The 22053-nt window shown below is 37.8% G+C and carries 11 protein-coding genes; 9 read left to right on the top strand and 2 right to left on the bottom strand.

From position 1 onward, the window contains the following. Window positions 1-48 precede the first annotated feature (48 nt). Both EA772_RS19320 and EA772_RS19315 read left to right on the top strand, forming a co-directional pair. Window positions 49-1884: a UbiD family decarboxylase gene (locus EA772_RS19320; RefSeq protein WP_124914590.1), complete on the top strand. Its 1836-nt coding sequence runs from the start codon at window positions 49-51 to the stop codon at window positions 1882-1884. 46 nt (window positions 1885-1930) lie between these two features. Beyond that, window positions 1931-4348: a hypothetical protein gene (locus tag EA772_RS19315; RefSeq protein ID WP_124914589.1), complete on the top strand. Its 2418-nt coding sequence runs from the start codon at window positions 1931-1933 to the stop codon at window positions 4346-4348. Window positions 4349-4400: 52 nt separating this feature from the next. On the opposite strand, the gene EA772_RS19310 is transcribed toward EA772_RS19315, so the two are convergent. Both EA772_RS19310 and EA772_RS19305 read right to left on the bottom strand, forming a co-directional pair. Next, complete coding sequence (locus tag EA772_RS19310; RefSeq protein WP_124914588.1) at window positions 4401-5930, bottom strand: OmpP1/FadL family transporter; 1530 nt, start codon at window positions 5928-5930, stop codon at window positions 4401-4403. Between the two features lie 18 nt (window positions 5931-5948). Then, window positions 5949-6941, bottom strand: a complete 993-nt coding sequence (locus EA772_RS19305) for a hypothetical protein (protein WP_124914587.1) — start codon at window positions 6939-6941, stop codon at window positions 5949-5951. 198 nt (window positions 6942-7139) lie between these two features. Here EA772_RS19305 and proS point away from each other — a divergent pair, with 198 nt between their 5' ends. The 7 genes from proS (at window position 7140) to EA772_RS19270 (ending at window position 22050) form a co-directional block, all read left to right on the top strand. Then, complete coding sequence (gene proS, locus EA772_RS19300; RefSeq protein WP_124914586.1) at window positions 7140-8612, top strand: proline--tRNA ligase; 1473 nt, start codon at window positions 7140-7142, stop codon at window positions 8610-8612. Window positions 8613-8693: 81 nt separating this feature from the next. Then, a complete protein-coding gene (locus tag EA772_RS19295; RefSeq protein ID WP_124914585.1) occupies window positions 8694-9833 on the top strand; it encodes a cystathionine gamma-synthase in 1140 nt (379 codons plus the stop codon). 98 nt (window positions 9834-9931) lie between these two features. Continuing rightward, the gene (locus EA772_RS19290) at window positions 9932-10771 is read left to right on the top strand and encodes a TIGR02757 family protein (RefSeq protein WP_124914584.1); all 840 of its coding nucleotides are present in this window, start codon (window positions 9932-9934) and stop codon (window positions 10769-10771) included. Between the two features lie 116 nt (window positions 10772-10887). Continuing rightward, complete coding sequence (locus EA772_RS19285) at window positions 10888-11502, top strand: Crp/Fnr family transcriptional regulator (RefSeq protein WP_010602974.1); 615 nt, start codon at window positions 10888-10890, stop codon at window positions 11500-11502. A gap of 512 nt (window positions 11503-12014) precedes the next feature. Beyond that, window positions 12015-18974 carry a hypothetical protein gene (locus tag EA772_RS19280; protein ID WP_124914583.1) on the top strand — a complete coding sequence of 2320 codons (6960 nt, stop codon included), beginning with the start codon at window positions 12015-12017 and terminating at the stop codon, window positions 18972-18974. A 7-nt stretch (window positions 18975-18981) separates the two neighbouring features. Continuing rightward, window positions 18982-19488, top strand: a complete 507-nt coding sequence (locus EA772_RS19275; protein ID WP_124914582.1) for a hypothetical protein — start codon at window positions 18982-18984, stop codon at window positions 19486-19488. 42 nt (window positions 19489-19530) lie between these two features. Continuing rightward, window positions 19531-22050, top strand: a complete 2520-nt coding sequence (locus EA772_RS19270; RefSeq protein WP_168187607.1) for a DUF11 domain-containing protein — start codon at window positions 19531-19533, stop codon at window positions 22048-22050. Window positions 22051-22053 lie beyond the last annotated feature (3 nt).

Here is a 22053-nt window from a genome sequence, read left to right as displayed (position 1 = left end):
TCTGAGGCTTTTTTGTTTTATAGAATAGCTATTTATTTATCTTTGGGCATGGCATATAAAAGTTTAGCAGAATGTGTTTCCGACCTCGAAAAACATGGTCATTTAATCAGGATTAAAGAAGAAGTAGATCCGTATTTAGAAATGGCAGCCATCCATTTAAGGGTTTATGAAAAACAAGGTCCGGCATTATTTTTTGAGAAGGTAAAGGGTAGTCCCTTTCCGGCTGTTTCCAACTTATTTGGAACATTAGAGCGCTCGAAATTTATATTTAGAGATACGTTGCCCAAGGTGCAGCAATTGGTGTCGTTACGAAACGATCCGATGAAAGCATTGAAGAATCCTTTCAAGTATGCAGGTTCCGCAATGTCTGCTTTGTCGGCATTACCCATGAAAACGCCTTCCGCTAAGAACAACTTCAAGAAAACCACTATTGATCAATTGCCTCAAATCGTAAATTGGCCAATGGATGGTGGTCCGTTTGTTACCATGCCTCAAGTATATACTGAAGATATTGAAAAACCAGGCATTTTAAACGCCAACTTGGGAATGTATCGTATTCAGCTTGGTGGAAATGATTATATTCAAAACAGAGAGATTGGCTTACATTATCAAATTCATCGGGGTATTGGTGTTCACCAATCTAAAGCGAATAAAGTTGGGCAACCCTTAAAGGTTAGTATTTTCGTAGGCGGACCTCCGTCGCATCCGCTAGCGGCCGTGATGCCGCTGCCTGAAGGTTTATCTGAAATGACTTTTGCCGGTGCCTTGGGCGATCGGAGATTTCGCTATTTTTATGATGATGAAGGATTTTGTATTTCAGCAGATGCCGATTTCGTTATCACCGGAACAGTTTATCCAAACGAAAATAAGCCAGAAGGGCCCTTTGGTGATCATTTAGGTTACTATAGCTTAACTCATTCTTTTCCATTGATGAAAGTGCACAATGTTTATCATAAACAGGATGCCATTTGGTCGTTTACGGTAGTTGGCAGACCACCACAGGAAGACACCAGTTTTGGTGCATTGATTCATGAGATCACAGGTTCTGCTATTCCCCAGGAAATTCATGGTTTAAAAGAAGTTCATGCTGTTGATGCAGCAGGCGTTCATCCCTTGTTGTTTGCTATTGGAAGTGAACGTTATACGCCTTATTTAAAAGAGCGAAGGCCACAAGAAATCCTTACCATCGCCAATCACATTTTAGGGAAAAATCAGTTGAGTTTGGCAAAATATGTTTTTATCGCAGCAAAGGAAGATGACGAAAAATTAAGCACTCACCATATTCAGGAATTTCTTACGCACATACTCGAACGGTTAGATTTAACCAGAGATATTCATTTTTATACCAATACTACCATCGATACTTTAGATTATAGTGGAGATGGATTGAACAGTGGCTCGAAAGTTGTAATTGCGGCAGCAGGAGAGAAGAAGAGAATATTATGGAATGCCGTTCCCGAAGGCTTAAAAATGGGAGATGGCTGTTATCAGTACCACGTAGCCATTCCGGGTATTTTGGTTATTGAGTGCGATAAATATATTAGTGCCGAGAAAACGGCAGCTGAAATTGCCCTATTGAATATCTCCTTAATTGACCAGGATTTATCTGGCTTCCCGCTGATTGTGTTGGCAGATGATTCAGCATTTACTGCCGCAAATATTGATAATTTAGTGTGGATTACCTTTACCCGAAGCAATCCTGCAGCAGATATTTATGGCGTTAATGACTTTACCATAAATAAACATTGGGGCTGTAAAGGTTCATTAATTATTGATGCAAGGAAGAAACCACATCATGCACCGGAATTGATCAAAGATCAGTCAACTGAGTTGAAAATTAATCAGTTGGCAAAAGCAGGAAGACCACTTCACGGAATTATTTAGTTGGATGAATGAAATAAAATCATGATTTTTAGGCATACTGTAAATTATGCTTCCCAAATTCATCCTAGTTTCTTTCTTTATGCTTTTTGGCTACCTTACGAGGGCGCAAGTTCAAAGTTTTGATGTGGTTGCAGAAAATTTAAAAAGCTACCATTTACAACACAACCGCTCTACGCTTTTTATCCATTTTGATAAAAATGTGTATACCAATAATGATCAGGTTTGGTTTACCGCTTATTTATTAAAAGCTGCTGTAAGGTCTGATCAATTTCATACACTTTACTTATCACTGGTTAACGCAGCTGATAGTACCATACTCTTACAAGAAAAATTTCTGATAGAAGAAGGTATGGCTTTTGGTAGTTTAACCCTTCCGGATTCACTGCAGAGTGGTCAGTATAATTTTGTGGCCAATACCAACATCAAATTAAACAATGATTTTGATGGCGTATTTATTCAGCCGATCATAATAAAGTCTACTACGATCAATCCACTTGTTCCAAAGGTATCAGTTTTTAAAAGCTACGATGAAAAAACAAAAAAGGGAACTGCATTGCTCAAGTTATTATCAAGTGATAATCGCTTTGTTGAGCATGCTGAGGTAAGTTATAAAATTGGTAGAGGCAATAATATTCTTCATGCAGGAAAAGCAAAAAGCAATGTGATTGGAGAAATTATGATCGATTATAACGCAGATCAAATTAATGAAGAAAATAACTTGCTTCAGGCTACTATCAGAAAAGGTAAAGATATTAGAAATCTAATGTTCAATCTTCCTGTTAAGAATGGGAAGAAATATATGATCAATTTTTATCCAGAAAGCGGCAATCTTATAGATCAGTTATATTGCCGATTAGGTTTTGAGATTAAAGATGAAAACGGCAATGCAATACATGGGCGTGCTGTACTTTACGATGATGATAAAGTTATAGATACTATAAGCACTAACTCGGCAGGCATGGGAAGCTTTATGCTTCAGCCCGATAAAAATAAGAGGCTGTATGCGAAAATTGTAGGCATTGATTCTGCCAAACGGTTTGATTTACCATCTATTTTACCTGATGGCTTAGTACTCAGGGCTCGTAATTCGGTCATAGATAATGATTTGCGGGTTCAATTGGAAAGTAACAAGGCATCGAGCATTCACGTTGTACTTCACGATTTTTCGACGATTTACCTTCATTCTGCTTTCGAGCTTAAAGCTTTCAGCATTCAAAACATCCGGTTCAAGCTCGATTCTTTTCCGATAGGATTATATGCGTTAACTATTCTGAATGAAGCTTATCAGCCAATAGCTGAACGTATATTCTTTGCGCATTACGACCAAATTAATAAAATTCAAATTGGTACTGATAGGGAAGAATATCAAACAAGAGATCGTGTTGAGCTTTCTTTAAATGCTTTGGGTAGAAACAACAAACCCCTGCTCGGATTGGTCTCAGTTAGTTGTGTCCAAGCCAATCGGCTTGCTCAATACAATAATCAAAACATCACTGATTTTTACTTTTTTCAGCGGCATCTGGCTGATTTACCTCAACATCCTCAGGGTGTAAAGTATCAAGATCCAGAATACTTAAATCTTGTCTTATTGATAAAGGGGTGGAGGAAATATAAATGGCAAGGTGAAAAATTGGCTACAATTAAATTTAATCAGTCTTCTATGGAATTGAGCGGCACTGTAAAAAAAGACAATGGCCGGTTGAAAACGCCAATGTTATTAAATACAATCGGCGGAACAAAAATTAATGTTTTGGCTACAGATAGTGCTGGCCATTTCATTATTCCATCAGCTAATTTATTATCAACTGAGCAAGGAAGGGTTTGGTTAAGTTTGAGCGATAAAAAAAGTTACAAGTATGATGTTGAGTTGAATGATCCGTTCTTTGAGATAAAAAAATATGTAACTAATATTGGGTATAAGCCATTGGCGAATGGAGTTGTGATGCTAGAAGATAATATCTCAAACCTAACGGCATCTTCGGGAATCAAACTGAAAGACGTAGTAATTAAAAGCAAAAAAGATGATCGCTTGAATTTTGCTGTAAGGGGCGCAAATAAATGCGGTGATTATGTATGTCGGTCTAACATCTTGAACTGTGGCAATCATATCGGCGATTCTGAGAACAGACCACCAGAACAAGGTAAAACCTACAAACAAGCTGCGGGGTCAGGCAGCATCACTTATTCAGGTTGCACAGATAATGAGGATAAGCCAAATTTTAAAATTTTGAAAGGCATTCGTCTGGCCAAAGATTTCTATCAGCCAGATATTTTGAACATGAATGAACCAATCAATTTTGCCACAATCTACTGGAATTATCAAGTTGCAATCAAAGCATCTGATCACACAAAAGTTGTATTTAATACCGGCGATATTAGTGGAAGGTTTAAAATCATTGTTCAAGGAATTACATCTGAAGGTGTAGCTTATGGTGAGAAAGAAATTACAATAAAATCTAAATAACAAAGCCCCTGATTAATTAATCAGGGGCTTTATTATTTTGCGTTATAGCGGATTAGAACCTCACACCAAATGTTAAAAATACATTATTTCTATTGCTTTTAACATCAGCAACAGGTTCTGAATAATCATCTAACAGGTACGGACTAGAATTGAAATTCGTTTTATAGTTTTGATAAGCTAAATCAAAGTAATAGTTATCAATACGGTAGCCAATACCACCTGTGATGAACTGGCCTTGGTAGAATGAATTCTCTCCACCTTTAATACCGTTTCCATTCACTGCATAACCACCTCTTAAACTTACTTCACTGGTTACTTTTACTTCAGCACCAAGTCTGTAATTTACAGCTTCTTTATATGATGCCTTTATAAATGCATTATTATCATTAATTGTTGCAGAACTACCACCGCCATCGGCAGAAAAGCGCATTGAAGAGTAATCGATATAGTCTACATCTGCAGAAATTAATGCAACATTTCCGATTACATAACTTAAACCAGCTGATGCTTTGAGTGGCGTACGAAGATTGTAAGTGAAGTCATAATATCTGCTTGGATTATTGATAGATTGTGCACTATTTGTTGCATTACCAGCTAATCGTGCCTGTAAGGTCTCAGTCGTGTTATCTTCAATACTCATCCAGGTTGGCGTTTGGAAATTTAATCCAACTCGCAGTTCAGGTACCGGACGGTAGATCATTCCAAGTTTTAGGTTGAAACCATTACCTCTGGTTTGTTGATACCTAAGATGGGTTAGCGTATAGTTTTCATTGCCGGTATAAGCGGGTACAGTTAGCTGATCATCGTAAGAATTCACAATACCTGACTCAGTAAATGATGCATCACTTGTATACTTTACATTTACAAAACTAGCTGTTGCCCCAAGATATAATTTGTTTGAAAAATTAAGTGCCCCAGCAATATTAAATTCCGAAGTAGAACCTAATCTGCTTTCACTCCAGTTTTGATCAAAGTTTGCATTATTGTACGGCTCAGCAGAAAATCCATTAGGAAAATTTGGTGCATTTCTATTAATCAAATAACTGTTATAAGCATCTCCGGCAACAGAATTTTCTGTACCAAAGCCATTCGCTTGATCTACATATGCATCTCTAATTGAACTGTTTGTATTGATTCCGTTGTAATCAATATTATTCAAGAAATCATTGTTTCTGGTATAACTCAACCCGAAAACAGTACTTACAAGCCCTTTATTGACATCAGAGCCTTTCATTTTTGCTGCTGGATTGTAAAATACAACCCCCAGGTTATTCAAGTTGATTTGACTTTTATCTGATTTGATATTATTTCCCAGATAAGCACTCTCGTTGGAAACGCTGTTAAATTCCGGCGTGATATTTAATTCAGATTTTGTAAATAGTCCAAGCCCTGCAGGATTGGCGTTAATAGAACCGATATCTCCGCCTACACCAATCTGTGCGCCACCCATTCCTTTAAATCTTGCCGAGCTACCATAATTTGTCTGTGAAAAACGGAAAGCATCAGGTGCATAACTTTGGGCGTATGTTGTTCCTATAGTAGCTACTGTAGCTACTATGGTTGCTAATATTATTTTGTTCATTTGTGTATCTGCTAAAAATTATCCTCTTCCTGCTCTAGATGGTCTTGAGCCACCGCCTCCGCCACCACCAGTTGAACCACCGCCGCTGCTTCCGCTTGAAGATGGTGGAGGTGAATAACTAGGTCTGCTCATCTCTGTTCTTTGAGGAGGAGAGTAAGATTCATTTCTGGTTGGTCTGCTACTTTGAGTACCTTGAGGTGTATATCTTCCGGCACCATTTGATGAACCTGATTGCTCATTACGTGTTGGTCTGCCGGCATTGTAGTTTGGTGTGTAACCTTGTCTGCCTTGTCCATTTGGATTTGCAACACCTGAGCGACTTGGTCTGCCTGCATTTCCAGCTGTTGAACCGCCATACGATCTTGGAACACCTCTGTCGTTGCTGCCAGGTCTTGGTCTGTAATTATTGTTTGTGTAAACGCCACCACCATAGTAGCCGCCGCCTACACCCCAGCCACCGCCGTACCAACCGCCGCCCCAACCGAAGCGATCATAGTAAGAATATGGACCCCAGTTATTCCAGCCCCAATTGTTCCAGCCAAATCCCATATTACCATAATAGAATGGATTGTTCCAGATGCTTCCGTAGCCGAAACTACCGCCCCAACCAAAGCCTCCGCCCCAGCCACCTAAACCATAACCGTTATTCCAGCCTAAGCCATAGCCTAAATAATTAGTGGCACCATAGCTGTTTCCGTAGTAAAAGTTTTCGTAATAAGGGTCATAATATCCACGGAAACTGCTGCCATTATAAAAACGGTTGATTCTTGAGGAATAATCCATGTCGTAATATGGATTACTGGTTCCGTAATATTCGTCGTTGTAATCTGATTGTTCCTGCGCCTGAACTTGATTTTGAGGTGGAACATAAGCTTCTACCTCTCTCGCCTTCGCAACAGAATTATAAACATCGTCATTAGCTTTGGTTTGAGCCAATTTCGTTGTAGAGCATGATGCAACCAACCCAGCGGCTGCGATCATTACAATGGGTAAAAATTTAATTGGTTTCATTGTGTTTATATTTAGTTGTGTGTGTCACTAATTTACTAAAAATGGATCAAATTTACTAAAAATCAACTATTTAATTAGTCAGATTTATGTATTAAAACAAAAGCCTGCCATCTATAATCGTTTTGTAGGCATAAATTTATAAATTTGTGATCTTATTTTACATATTTTAACACACAAATTACGTTCCAAATACATAACATGAGCAAAGAAATTACAAGCAGAGATGCAGATTATTCTCAATGGTACAATGATATTGTTATAAAAGCCGATCTGGCTGAGCATTCAGCAGTTAGGGGTTGTATGGTGATCAAGCCAAATGGCTATGCTATATGGGAAAAAATGCAAGCTGTACTCGATAAAATGTTCAAGGATACAGGACATCAAAACGCCTACTTTCCATTGTTCATTCCGAAGTCATTTTTTTCAAAAGAAGCCTCTCATGTAGAAGGTTTTGCAACGGAATGTGCGGTGGTGACACACTACCGTTTGAAAAATGACGGTAACGGTAATATTGTAGTGGATGAGTCAGCGAAGCTCGAAGAGGAACTTATCGTGCGACCAACATCCGAAACTATTATTTGGAATACTTATAAAGGTTGGATTCAATCTTACAGAGATTTACCTATTTTGATTAATCAATGGGCAAATGTTGTTCGATGGGAAATGCGTACCAGATTATTCTTACGTACTGCAGAATTTTTATGGCAGGAGGGGCATACTGCCCATGCGACTGCCGAAGAAGCTATTGAAGAAACAGAACGTATGTTACACATCTATGCCGATTTTGCTGAAAACTGGTTGGCAGTTCCGGTAGTTCGGGGAAGAAAATCCCCAAATGAAAGATTTGCAGGAGCATTAGATACTTATTGTATCGAAGCGCTGATGCAAGATGGAAAAGCGCTTCAGGCTGGAACTTCTCACTTTTTAGGTCAGAATTTTGCAAAAGCTTTTGATGTGAAATTTACGGGTAAAGATGGTAAGTTAGATCATGTTTGGGCAACTTCCTGGGGTGTTTCAACAAGGTTAATGGGGGCTTTAATCATGGCACATAGTGATGATTCGGGTTTAATTATTCCACCAAAACTTGCACCGATACAAGTTGTGATCGTCCCAATTTATAAGAGCGATGAAGACTTGGCGAAAATTTCTGCCTATGTTAATGAATTAACTATGCGTTTAAAAGGACTTGGCGTTTCTGTCAAATACGATGATCGGGATACACAACGTCCGGGCTTTAAATTCGCTGATTATGAATTAAAGGGTGTTCCTATTCGTATTGCCATTGGCGGTCGTGATTTGGAAAACAAAACGGTTGAGATAGCCCGTAGAGATACCAAGTTGAAGCAGACTGTACCTCAGGAGGGGTTGGATATTTACATTGTAAAATTATTAGAAGATATCCAAACCAGCATGTTCAATAAAGCGTTGGCTTATAGAGATGATCATATTACCGAGGCTAACAGCTATGATGAGTTTAAAGAACTGCTAGATGGTAAAGCTGGCTTTATTTCTGCACACTGGGATGGAACTCCAGAGACTGAACAAAAAATTAAAGAAGAAACAAAGGCAACCATTCGTTGTATTCCTTTAGATAATCCTTTGGAAGATGGCGTTTGTATTTATTCAGGTAAGCCATCTACGCAACGCGTATTATTTGCAAGAGCATATTAATTAGAATGTAAACGGGTTAGGGTAGGGTGGTAGAAAAAATCTTATCCCGATACTTGATTTTTACATCTCAATAGTAATAAAATGAAATTCGGAACAAAAGCGATACATGCAGGTCAAGAACCTGATCCAACAACTGGTGCGGTAATGACACCAATTTATCAAACTTCCACTTACTGGCAGAAATCGCCGGGTGATAATAAGGGGTACGAATATTCCAGAGGAACAAATCCTACCAGGAAGGCTTTAGAAGATTGTCTTGCAGCTTTAGAAAACGCCAAATATGGGTTAGCATTTTCAAGTGGTATGGGCGCTACGGATGCAGTTTTGAAATTGCTGCAACCAGGCGATGAAGTGATTACGGGAAACGATTTGTATGGCGGTTCTTATCGGATTTTCACTAAAATTTTCACTAAATACGGCATCAAATTTCATTTTCTGGATTTATCAAAGCCAGAAAATATGTTGCCTTACATCAATGATAAAACAAAGCTGGTTTGGATTGAAACGCCAACCAACCCAACCATGCAAATCATCGATATTGAAGGCGTAGCAAAAATCACAAAAGAAAGAAAACTGATTTTAACGGTTGATAATACTTTTGCGTCTCCATACTTGCAAAATCCAATTGATTTAGGTGCCGACATTGTAATGCATTCGGTGACTAAATATATTGGTGGTCACTCTGATGTGGTGATGGGTGCACTCGTAACGAATGACGAACAATTGTATAAAGACCTATGGTTTATCTACAATGCTTGTGGTGCAACGCCCGGTCCACAAGATTCATTTTTAGTTTTAAGAGGGATTAAAACTTTACACCTGAGAATGAAAGCGCATTGTGAAAATGGTGAGCGCATTGCAAAATATCTTAAAACGCATCCAAAGGTAGACAAAATTTACTGGCCAGGGTTTGAAGATCATCCAAATCACAATGTGGCTAAAAAACAAATGCGTGGTTTTGGTGGTATGATTTCTATTACTTTAAAAGATGCTGATTTGCAGGAAACATTTCGTATCTCATCTAATTTTAAAGTATTTACCCTGGCAGAATCTTTGGGCGGAGTAGAATCCTTAATTAACCATCCGGCAACAATGACGCATGGTTCAATTCCAAAAGAAGAACGTGAGAAGGTTGGTGTAACCGACAATTTGCTGCGTTTAAGTGTTGGGGTAGAGGATATTGAAGATTTGCTCGAAGATTTGGAAAATGCATTAAAATAAAATTCTAGCATCTCACCGAATGCTAATGCCCTTCTTTCTGTCACCCAGTTGTTAAGCGATGTGCTTATCAGTTGGGTGACATTTTACTATAAATACGAATGGATTTTTTAGATCTAAAAAATTTTCTAGATAGCAAAGTAGAACAGTATAATCGGCCTGATTTTATTGAAAATGATCCGATATGCATTCCACATTTATTTCAGAAAAAGCAGGATGTAGAAATTGCTGGTTTTTTTGCCGCGATACTGGCTTGGGGGCAACGCAAAACAATTATTAATAAGTGCAAAGAATTGTTAAACAGGATGGATTACGCACCTTATGATTTTGTACTTAATCATCAGGATCAAGATCTTAAAAAACTGCTAAACTTCAAGCATAGAACGTTCAATGATACAGATTTGCTGTATTTCATTTCTTTTTTTAAAAATCATTACACCCATTTTATAAGTTTAGAACAAGCCTTTATTCCGCCCGATCTCAGCAATACTGAACAACCGATAGTAAATTATCCTACGGATTTATCTTCGACATCTCATGAATTGAGTGTAACGAATTTTAGCGTTGAAGATTCATTAAATCATTTTCGCCAGTATTTCTTTTCGATAGAAGATTTTCCTCACAGAACGAAAAAACATATCTCCTCTCCGAAGCAAAAATCAACCTGTAAACGTCTGAATATGTTTCTGAGATGGATGGTTAGAAATGATGGAATGGGGGTTGATTTTGGGATTTGGAATGTCATAAAACCAAAATATTTAATTTGTCCTTGTGATGTTCATGTAGACCGGGTGGGGCGTCTGCTTGGGTTAATAAGCAGAAAGCAAACCGATTGGCTTACAGCAGTAGAATTGAGCGCTAATTTAAGACAGCTCGATGATAATGACCCGGTTAAATATGATTTTGCATTATTTGGGTTAGGGGTGGAGAAAATCCTATAAATGCGCTAAAAAATTGAGAAAAGTCAAAAAAAACTTCTTTATCTCGATCAATCTTCCTATAATTACGTAGTCATTCTATTATTTTTAGAGTTCGTCTATTCCCAAAGCTATTATAAATGATTGCAGTTAATTTATCTGATGAGGATAGGTGGAAGAAATATAATAATTTCTCTCCCTTAATTTCAATATTTAAAAAATTTCATCCGCTCAATGATGAAATCGAGAAACGTATTAATCAGCATACTTTTCCAATTAGCTATAAAAAGAACAAATACTTAGTTTCTCCTGTTGATCGTAATAAATATTTGTTTCTTATTGTAAAAGGCGTAGTAAGAGGATTTATCAAAGATGGTGTTTCCGAAATAACTACCTGGATTGCACAGGAAAACGAAATTGTGGGTACGATCCGAAACTTATGGATTGATGGGGATTCTGATGAATATCTACAAGCATTGGAAGACGTCGATTTGATCGCCATTCCACACGTTTTATCTGAATATTTATATGAGAATTTTGCCGAAGCGAACATTGTTGGAAGAAAAATGATGGAGCTTTATTACAGGTCCGCTGAAGAGCGGGCGTATCTGTGCAGGATTTCTTCTGCAGAAAAGAGATATAAGCGATTTCTGGTTTCTTTTCCTGATTTAATTAATCGGGTATCCCTAAAATATATTGCTTCATTTTTAGCCGTTCGGCTAGAAACTTTAAGTCGAATCCGTGCTAAATTGTAGTTTTTAGAAAATCCATCACCAATACTCTGCTAAAAGGGCCAGTTCTTCGAAAGAAGATTGGCCCTTTTTCGCTATATGGGCTTATTACTTTTTACTCTAGATTTGTACTATAAATACTACATGTGGTTAAAAAGTTGTTGATTATTATCAAAAAAATTAGTGTGTCAAATTCTGATGTGCTGTTTTATAGTAATTTTTATTTCCATTTTTATTTGCTTTGTAGTATTGGTAATACAGTTTTTGACATTATATGTACAAAAAGACCCTCCGAAATGGGTGGAATTTGGAACTTGTACATGTCTGTATTTTAACATACTTTTGCCGCCCTTAAAACACCATGATTTAAAGTTGTTTTTTGTGCTAAAACTGATTTCAAATCAGCTAGATAACAAATTTTTGAATTTTAATTTTTCCTTATAGAAATCGGGAAATGGGAAGAATTAAGTAACGGTTACGAAGCACAGAGAACAACAAACAAAACAAGAAAACGCTCACAATATCTAACAAAAAAAATGAAAAAAAGTTTACTGCTGGTTTTGAGTCTTACATTAAGCATTCTGGGTGCTTTTGCTCAACAAAAAATGAAAGATGGTACAGTTGCGCAAAATAACTTACCAAACAAGGATGCGATTCTGGAATTAGAGAGCACTAACAAAGGATTGTTATTTTCAAGAATTTCATTGAAGAGTTCAAAAGACCCCTCGCCATTAGCCGCTCATACGGCGGGTATGATGGTTTACAATACTCAAAGCATATCTGATGTTGTTCCAGGTATTTATTATAACGATGGTACAAAATGGATTCTGGCCAGACAAGGACAGGCTTCAAATATTTCATACAATCCTACCACTTATACGATAACCTTTACAGATCCTTCTACCAACTTACCGGTGGTGGTTGATTTAAAAGACGTAGTAAAAAAGAATGAAACTTTGACTTTTTTAGTGAAACAAGAGAATGGAACCTATTTATATACTTCTGAAAACGGAAACAAAACAATTATCAATGTGCCAGCAGACGTTATCAATAACTTCCAGGCTATTGCAAACGATAATTCAGTAAGAACTATTCTTGAGAGTATTTTTAAAAGTACTGGAGGTAATGTTTCTTACGACGGAACCAATTTTACTTACATCGATAATGCCGGTGTTAAACAAACCATTAATATCTCACAGCTTGTTAAGGCCAATGAAACAGTAACTACGTTAATAGATAATAAAAACGGAACCTATACTTACACTGCCGAAGATGGAAAGCAAACGATCATCAATGTTCCGGCTAATGTAATTTCAAATTTTCAAACTATTGCAAATGATAATTCGGTAAAAACGATTATTGAGAATATCGTTAGAAATACTGGCGGTAACGTTTTTTATGATGGGGCGAATTTCACTTATGTAGATAATAACGGAGTAAAGCAGATAATCAATATTTCACAGCTTGTAAAGGCCAATGAAACAGTAACCACTTTAATAGATAATAAAAACGGAACTTACACCTATACAGCCGAAGATGGAAAGCAAACGATCATCAACGTTCCGGCTAATGTAATTTCAAACTTTCAAAGCATTGCAAATGACAATTCTGTAAGAACAATTATTGAGAATATAGTTAGAAACACTGGTGGTAACGTTTTTTATGATGGGGCGAATTTCACTTATGTAGATAACAACGGTGTAAAGCAGGTGATCAATATCTCACAGCTTGTAAAAGCCAATGAAACAGTAACCACTTTAATAGATAATAAAAACGGAACTTACACCTATACAGCCGAAGACGGAAAGCAAACAATCATCAATGTTCCGGCTGATGTAATTTCAAATTTTCAAAACATTGCAAATGATAATTCGGTAAGAACGATTATCGAAAATATTGTTAAAAATACTGGAGGGAATGTTTTTTATGATGGAGCAAATTTCACTTATGTTGATAACAGTGGGGTTAAACAAACCATAAATATTTCACAAATTGTAAAAGCAAACGAAACCAAAACCACTTTAACTTATGATAACGCCAAAAACGAACTGACCTATACAGGTGAGGACGGTGTTGCGAAACTAATTGATTTGAATGATGGTGCTTTGGCTTATGACAAAACCACCAACACTTTAAATTATACAGACGGTAAAGGTGTGGTAACGGCATTGCCTTTAAACACCACTGCTTTGGTTTATGATAAAGCAACCAATGCTTTAACTTACACGGATTCAAAAGGTGCACAAACAACAATTGCCATTAAAGATTTAGTTGCAGCGAACGAAACCAAAACCACTTTAACTTATGATAACACCAAAAACGAACTGACTTATACAGGTGAGGACGGTGTTGCGAAAGTTATCGACTTGAACGATGGTGCATTGGCTTACGACAAAACCACTAACACTTTAAATTATACAGATGGCAAAGGTGTGGTAACGGCATTGCCTTTAAACACTACTGCTTTGGTTTACGATAAAGCAAGCAATGCTTTAACTTATACGGATTCAAAAGGTGTTTCAACGACAATTGCCATTAAAGATTTAGTTGCCGCGAACGAAACCAAAACCACTTTAACTTACGACAATACTAAAAACGAACTTACCTATACAGGTGAGGACGGTGTTGCGAAAGTTATCGACTTGAACGATGGTGCTTTGGCTTACGACAAAACCACCAACACATTAAATTATACAGATGGTAAAGGTGTGGTAACGGCATTACCATTAAATACTACTGCTTTGGTTTATGATAAAGCAAACAATGCTCTAACTTACACGGATTCAAAAGGTGCACAAACAACAATCGCGATCAAAGATTTAGTTGCAGCGAACGAAACCAAAACCACTTTAACATACGATAATATTAAAAACGAACTTACCTATACAGGTGAGGACGGTGTTTCGAAACTCATCGACCTAAACGATGGTGCTTTGGTTTACGACAAAACCACCAATACTTTAAATTATACAGATGGCAAAGGTGTGGTAACTGCATTGCCTTTAAATACTACTGCTTTGGTTTACGATAAAGCAACCAATGCTCTAACTTACACGGATTCAAAAGGCGTTTCGACAACAATTGCCATTAAAGATTTAGTTGCCGCGAACGAAACCAAAACCACTTTAACTTACGATAACACCAAAAACGAACTGACCTATACAGGTGAAGACGGTGTTGCGAAAGTTATCGACTTGAACGATGGTGCATTGGCTTACGACAAAACCACCAACACTTTAAATTATACAGATGGCAAAGGTGTGGTAACGGCATTGCCATTAAATACTACTGCTTTGGTTTATGATAAAGCAAACAATGCTTTAACTTATACGGATTCAAAAGGTGTTTCAACAACAATAGCGATTAAAGATTTAGTGGAAGCCAATCAATTAACTTCCAGTGTTGTGGAAAGCGTTACGACAAGTGTGACTTCTGCTGCAAGTGCGGCTAATGCTAAAAATACCGAATATAAAGTGGAGGTGAAAGATTTAGCGATTACAACTGCTAAGCTAGCCAACAACGCAGTCACTACTGATAAAGTTGCTGAAAAGGCGATCACTTCTACAAAATTAGATGCCGGAGCAGGAAGTGTTGGAAGAGTAGGGGTTGCTGATGCAAATGGTGTGGTAACTTATCAAAATTTAAGCCCCGCTACTTTAACAGGTAAAAAAGACATCACAACTGATGGAATCATTAGCGTAAATAACGCAAACTCACTAACTGGTGCAGTTTTAGAGGCAACTGATCTTAAAATCAATGATAATTCGATTACTACCAAAAAAATCAATGCTCCAGCGGGAACCAATAAATTGGTTCTTGGGTACGACGGTGCTGGAAATGTAATCTGGTCTACAGTTGATGGAATTGCCGGAAGTACTACCGTAAGTAATAACATCACCGGTACCGCTTTAACCACTACGGTAAATGGTACAACCGGTGCTGCAGTTGATCTAAAAGATGCTATTCAATTAGGACAAAAAACTTCGGTAGTAGCAGCCGGCACAGGTACAATAGTCACACCATCAACTGCTGGTAATGTAACTACTTATACTGTTGCAGCGGATTTGGCAAACATTACTTTAGCTGGAGATGTAACTGGAGCTGCAAATGCAACGAAAGTTGAAAAGTTACAAGGTACGCCAGTGAGTGCAACTGCTCCGGCGGTTAATCAGGTATTAACATTTGAAAATGGAGCCTGGGTAGGTAAAAAACCTACCGTGGGAGCTGCCGATGTTGTAAATGCTGGTAATTTAACATCTGATCAAATCACATTTGCTGATGGTAATGGTGCGACTTTGAAAAACGTGGTGGCTACGGTGAAAGCTAAATCAATTACGGCAGCAATGTTAAATTCAGATGGTGCCACTGCTGGTCAGTTGGCAACTGCTGATGGAACAGGAGGGGTAACTTATAAAACATTTGATGCAACATCTCTAGCGAACAAAAAAGCAATTACAGGTGATGGAATCACGGTTAATAGTCCGGCGGGTGATGGAACAGATGCTGTTTTAAAAGATGTAAAATTAGGTATCGCAGATAATGCGATTACAACTGCTAAAATTGCTAACGACGCTGTTGAAACATCAGATATTAAAGATAAAAATGTAACGGCTGCTAAATTAACCGCTGGTACAAGTACGGTTGTAAATAGAGTAGCTACTGCTGATGCAGCAGGAAATGTAACCTATACAGATTTAACTACTTTAGTAACGGGTGCAGAAACTAAATTAATTAACGGAACAAATACAACCGTTACAGGATCGGGCACAACTGCTGATCAATACAAAGTAAATGTTGCGACTGCGAATGGTACTGCTTTAGGAGTTGTAAAACAGGGTAATGGTTCAGTAGTAGTAGCTGCTGATGGCGGACTTTCAGTTGATGCTGTTGCAATTACAACTGGTAAAGCATTAAGCTCAACCGATTTATTATTATCTGCAAATGCTGGTACTTCGCTATTGAAAGATGTAACCATCAACATTAAAGATAAAGCGGTTACTGCAACCAAATTAGGTGCAGCAACTGATGGAACGGATGCCAACAAAGTGGCTACAGCAGACGCCGCAGGTAATGTGACTTATAAAGCTATTACTGATGCGAGCATAGTAAGTGCCAAGAAAATCACCGGAAGCGATATTAATGTTTTAGGTGGTGATGGAGCAACTTTAAAAGATGTAAGTCTTTCTATCAAACAAGGTACAGCCGGGCAAATTTTAACTACCAATGCCGCTGGAACAGCCACGGAATGGGTTAATAAAGCTGATGCAACTTCAGTAAGCAATACTTCCTCTGGCAATAGCCTGACTACGACAGTAAATGGTAAAACCGGAACTGCAGTAAATATTATTAACACTAATGCTTTAGCGTTAGATGCTGACAAAAAATTAGTAAGTACAGTTAATGGAATTGCAACTACACCAGCTTTGGACTTAACGCCAGCTATTGCTGCGGCTCAGAAAACTGCTTCTGTAAAAAATGCATCTGATAGAGTTTCTGTAGTAACAACAGGTACTGGTACAGCGGGTAACAATACAGAATATTCAGTAGATGTTGTTGAATCGAAATTAACATTATCTAATTTAGGTGGGAAAGTTACCAATAGCCAGATTGCAACTGGTACGTCCAATCAAGTTCTAATTACTAAAGCAGATGGTACTACGACTCAATGGGTAGATCAATCTACTTTGGTTCCAACAACAACGAATATACTAAGCTCATCAACAAATACACTTACAAGTGATGTGAACGGAGTTTCTAGAACAGCTCCAATTATCAACACTAACACTTTAACATTAGATGGCTCGAATAAATTAGTAAGTATTGTCAATAGTGTTGCAACTACACCAGCTTTGGACTTAACGCCAGCTATTGCTGCGGCTCAGAAAACAAGTTCGGTAGTGAATGGAACGACTACAACTGTTACTTCAACTATAGCTGGAAACAATACCGCTTATAAAGTAGAAGTAACCGATGCAGCAATTCAGGCTGGCCAAAATACAACTTCATTATCTAATGGTTCGAATACAACAGTTACCTCAACTACAAGTGGAAAAAATACCAATTATGTTGTGAATACTAATGTGGCTAGTACATCAGTAACTGGTGCTGTAAAACCGGGCACAGGTTTAGCAATTGATGGAACAGGAACTTTAACTGTTAATGCATCTACCATTACAACTGGCCAAGATGTTACCACTGGTAGCGATAAAATAAAATTGGGCGGAACACCAGTAGGCGCTGCATTAAAAGCATTTTCTGTTGATGTAGACGAGACCAAATTAAACCTAAATGCCAATCAAATCAAAGGTGGCACAGCTGGACAAGTGATGGTAGTTGGTGCAGGAAATGTAGGCTCATGGGTAGATAAATCAACTCTTGTTCCTGCAACTGTTGTAAGCAATACCTCAACAGGAAATAGCTTATCAACAACTGTTAATGGAGTTACCGGAACTGCTGTGAACATTATTAATTCAAATGCCTTAACACTTGATGGTACTAATAAATTAGTAGGTACTGTTAATGGTCAAGCTACTACAGCGTTAGATTTAACACCAGCTATACAGGCTGCCCAAAAAACGACAACAGTAGTTGCCGGTACAAATGTTACTGTTTCACCAACTACTCCAGCTGCAACTGGAAATACTGCGTATACTGTAAATGTTGCCACAGCAAATGGTACAGCTCCAGGAGTTGTAAAACAGGGTAATGGCTCTGTAGTGGTAGCTACAGATGGTGCCCTTTCCGTAGACGCTGCTGCGATCACCACTGGACAAAACGTTACTTCTACAAACAAAATAATTTTAACTGGTACACCTACAGGTGCCGCATTAAAACCATTTAATATTGATGTTGACGAAACGAAGTTGAATTTACAAAACATGGCAGGCAAGGTGACCAACAATCAAATCGCCACTGGTACGACTGGTCAGGTTTTAATTACAAATGCTGCTGGAACCACGCAATGGGTTGATCAATCTGCATTAGGAGACAATACAACTGCGAGTAATGGTTTAACCAAAACTGCTAATAATATTCAATTGGGTGGTGCTTTAACTACACCAACAGCAATCGCCACCACTGGAACCAATACCCTTGCAATTTCAGGTTTACCTACTACAGGAACAACAGCTGATAAAATTGTAGTGGCCGATCCAACAAGTGGTGTTTTAAAACTGGCTAATGCTGCTATGCCTAAATGGTTCTATATGCCATCAATCGTATTGGATGTGGCAACCATCGGCACAGGGAAAACTGTCAACCTGTACAATCTTTACAAATCACAATTCGAAAATGTACCAGGCACAATGAATAGTACAGGAGTACAGAAAAGCATCCCATTCCTGTTAAATCCTACAGATTTGGAGTACTATGTCACCTATGTTGATGCTAATGTAATTACGGTTACATCAGTTAATGCTAACGGAGTAATGACTTATAGTGTAACAGGTAAAGCAAAAACTACTTCATTCGCTAACATTGTATTCGTTGTTAAATAATCAAGATATGAAAAGATCAATTCAAATCATATTGGTAATGTGTTTGTGCTTCGTAATTAAAGCGCAAGCGCAGATTACCATCATAGATACATACAGCAATAAGATTAAGCGTCTTTCACTAAAAGAACGTGAAGAATTAGACAAATTGTTGTTTGGACCGATATCACGTATGCAACTCAATGAAACTGGCAAGCCTACATTTCTATGGGCAGAGGAGGGTAGTGTAAAAGGTGTAGAACTAACTAATGATCTGACAAATCAACTAAAAGATACAAATTTTTCAACCCAATTAAAGTCTGTTGAAGTAATCTCTATCAAATGGGAAAAAGATAAAAATCTTGTACTTAATGAAGATCATTTAAACCAATTAAAAAGTCTGAAATATATTTTGATAAAAAGTTATGATTCGGTGAATATTGATCAACTAAAAGAACTTTTTAAAGATTTAATCTCTACTAAAAGAATTTCTACAAAAATTGAAATTGTTTATTTCGAAATGGAACTTCCATCTTAAATACCCTCAATGAAAAGCAGTTCTAAATTAATAAGTCGAAGTTTGAAGATTGTTATAGCATTTGTTGTAACTGTTCTAATTTCTCACGTTGCATACTCTCAACAAGTTCCCTTTACTCCGCGTACTTCTCAGAAAGCACCGGGAAATTATAAAGGTAAAGCAACATATAATCTACAGGGTGATTTTGTTATGGTTGGAAACACAAACCTAACTTTATCAGTCTATAATGATAATGTCGATAACAGCAGTAGTATAATGAAATATGTCGATATTGATAATGATCCTAATACTTTTAATTCATCGTCTGCGGATTTGCAATTCGGTACAGATGCGGCATGCACTAAGATTATTTTCGCTGGTTTGTATTGGACAGGTAGGGCTCATAATGATAATGATAATAGTCCAAATATTTTTAATGTAACCAAAAATGGAGTTACAAAAAGCTTCAACAAGAGAAAGGTAAAGCTCAAAGGGCCAAATGGAGGCTATCAGGAGGTAACTGCAGGTACAAACGACATATATTTTCCAACAAGCGGTAATCGTGTAATGTATTCTGCTTATGCAGATGTTACGGATTATGTAATTGCTCAAGGTATAGGAAATTATACCGTTGCTGACATTGCCATCAATGAGGGTACAAGTGATGGTACAGGGTTTTATGGAGGATGGGGAATGGTTGTTATTTATGAAAATCCAACTAAGGTTTGGAGGGACATAACAGTTTTTGATGGGAATGCATTTTTATTAGGAAGTTCTTCCACCGCACTTGAGTTACCAGTTACTGGTTTTCAAGCAGTGAAGAATGGCCCCGTTAATATCAAAATGGGCATGATGGCGGGTGAGGGTGATCGAAATATTACAGGTGATTATTTCAAAATACGTAATGCGGCAAATAATGCATGGGTCACGTTAAATCATACTGGAAATACTGGTAATAACTTTTTTAATTCCAGTATTGTTACAGGCGGTAATGCTCGTAATCCCAATTTGTCTAATAACACTGGAATTGATGTGAGTATGTTTAACCTGGCAAATAGTGGCAACTCCATTATTAGTAATAACCAAGTTTCAACAAGATTTCAATACGGGAGTACACAGGATACCTACAGCATCTTTAATATCGTATTTGCCGTTGACGCCTACATTCCGGAAGTGCAGGTTTTTAATGCAAACCAATCAAGCGTTTCTAATAATGATTCCGTCGATCCAAATCAAACGATTGAATTTACGTCAACAATTTACAACAAAGGCACCGAACCGATAAGTAATGGAGTGGTTGAAATACCTTTGCCGCATAATGTGCATTATGTAAGTTCGAATGTAACTGTTGGTTCAGGTACATCAGTTGTTTGGTCGCACCCATCTGGTGCAACAGATCCAAACATCACTCCTGGTGGTAAATTAACGTGGACTGTTGGTAATTTAATTAAGCCAACGGATCCAAATACTATATTGGCCCAATTGAAATACCGCATTAGGGTTACCAACGATTGTACCATTCTGACAACCGGAGGTGCCTGTGGTTTGGTCATCAATTTAGATGGTACTTTTAAAGGTACAGGTACAAATTCTGGTATTGCGATCAACAATGGATTTGTAATTGGGTACAATGCAGATTGTGGAAATACACCAATTCGTGATCCATTTCAAATGAACATCGTTCCTTCTCAGGCTTTTATCGATAATTGTCCGGTAGGGGTGAATAATGGAACAAAACAGTTCAAAGCATTTTGTTCATCGCCTGGAAACGCTATTCAGCGTAGCACTATCACCTCAGCATATCCATTAGGTAGCAAATTTTATTCGGTGAGTCCAGCGGTTGCAGGTTATACCACCTCTTTGATTTCGGAAAATTTTCCTGTAACAAATGATGGTAACCCAACGGCATACTATGCAGTTTTAGAAGGTATGGCTGCCGGATGTTTCCTGAAGTTGGAAACCTTGACGGAAATCGTGACAACCCAGCCTACAGTAAATAATCTTAACTGGTGTGCCGGAAGCCCTGTTGCCTTTAACAATCAACTATCACCAGCAGGTGCAGCAAATGGTAATCAATTGTATTACTTCGCCAATGCGAATGATACTACTCCACTATCATCTGTGCCAAATCCAACTGCGGCAGGTACCTATAATTATTTCGTTGCTGAAGGGTTAACTAAAAACGGAACAACTTGTTTTGGTCCAAAAGTGCCTTTCCGAGTAGATGTTTATGCATTACCAATTATCACCCAAAATTTGGCCGAGGATTTCTTCGTATGTGCTGATGATGCAAAAACAATCAGTATTCAAAGTAATGCAACCACAGTGGTTTGGGAATATTTTAATACGAATACTTCCAGCTGGTCTGTCTTAACTGCGAACACCTTTGTTGATGAGGTAACACCAACAGGATCGGAGGTTAAATTCACCAGCCCGTCAATTGATCGTGATCAACTAAAGATTCGTGCTAAATTGACTTCATCAAACAGTTGTACAATTTACTCTAAAGAAGTAACTATCGAAGTGCGTTTGTGTAACATCATTACCAATCCAATGCTTCCTGCTAAAATTATCAAGAACTAAGAA

The organism is Pedobacter sp. G11, from assembly GCF_003860265.1.
Lineage (GTDB): Bacteria > Bacteroidota > Bacteroidia > Sphingobacteriales > Sphingobacteriaceae > Pedobacter > Pedobacter agri.
This window is presented reverse-complemented; position numbering and strand designations above follow the sequence as displayed.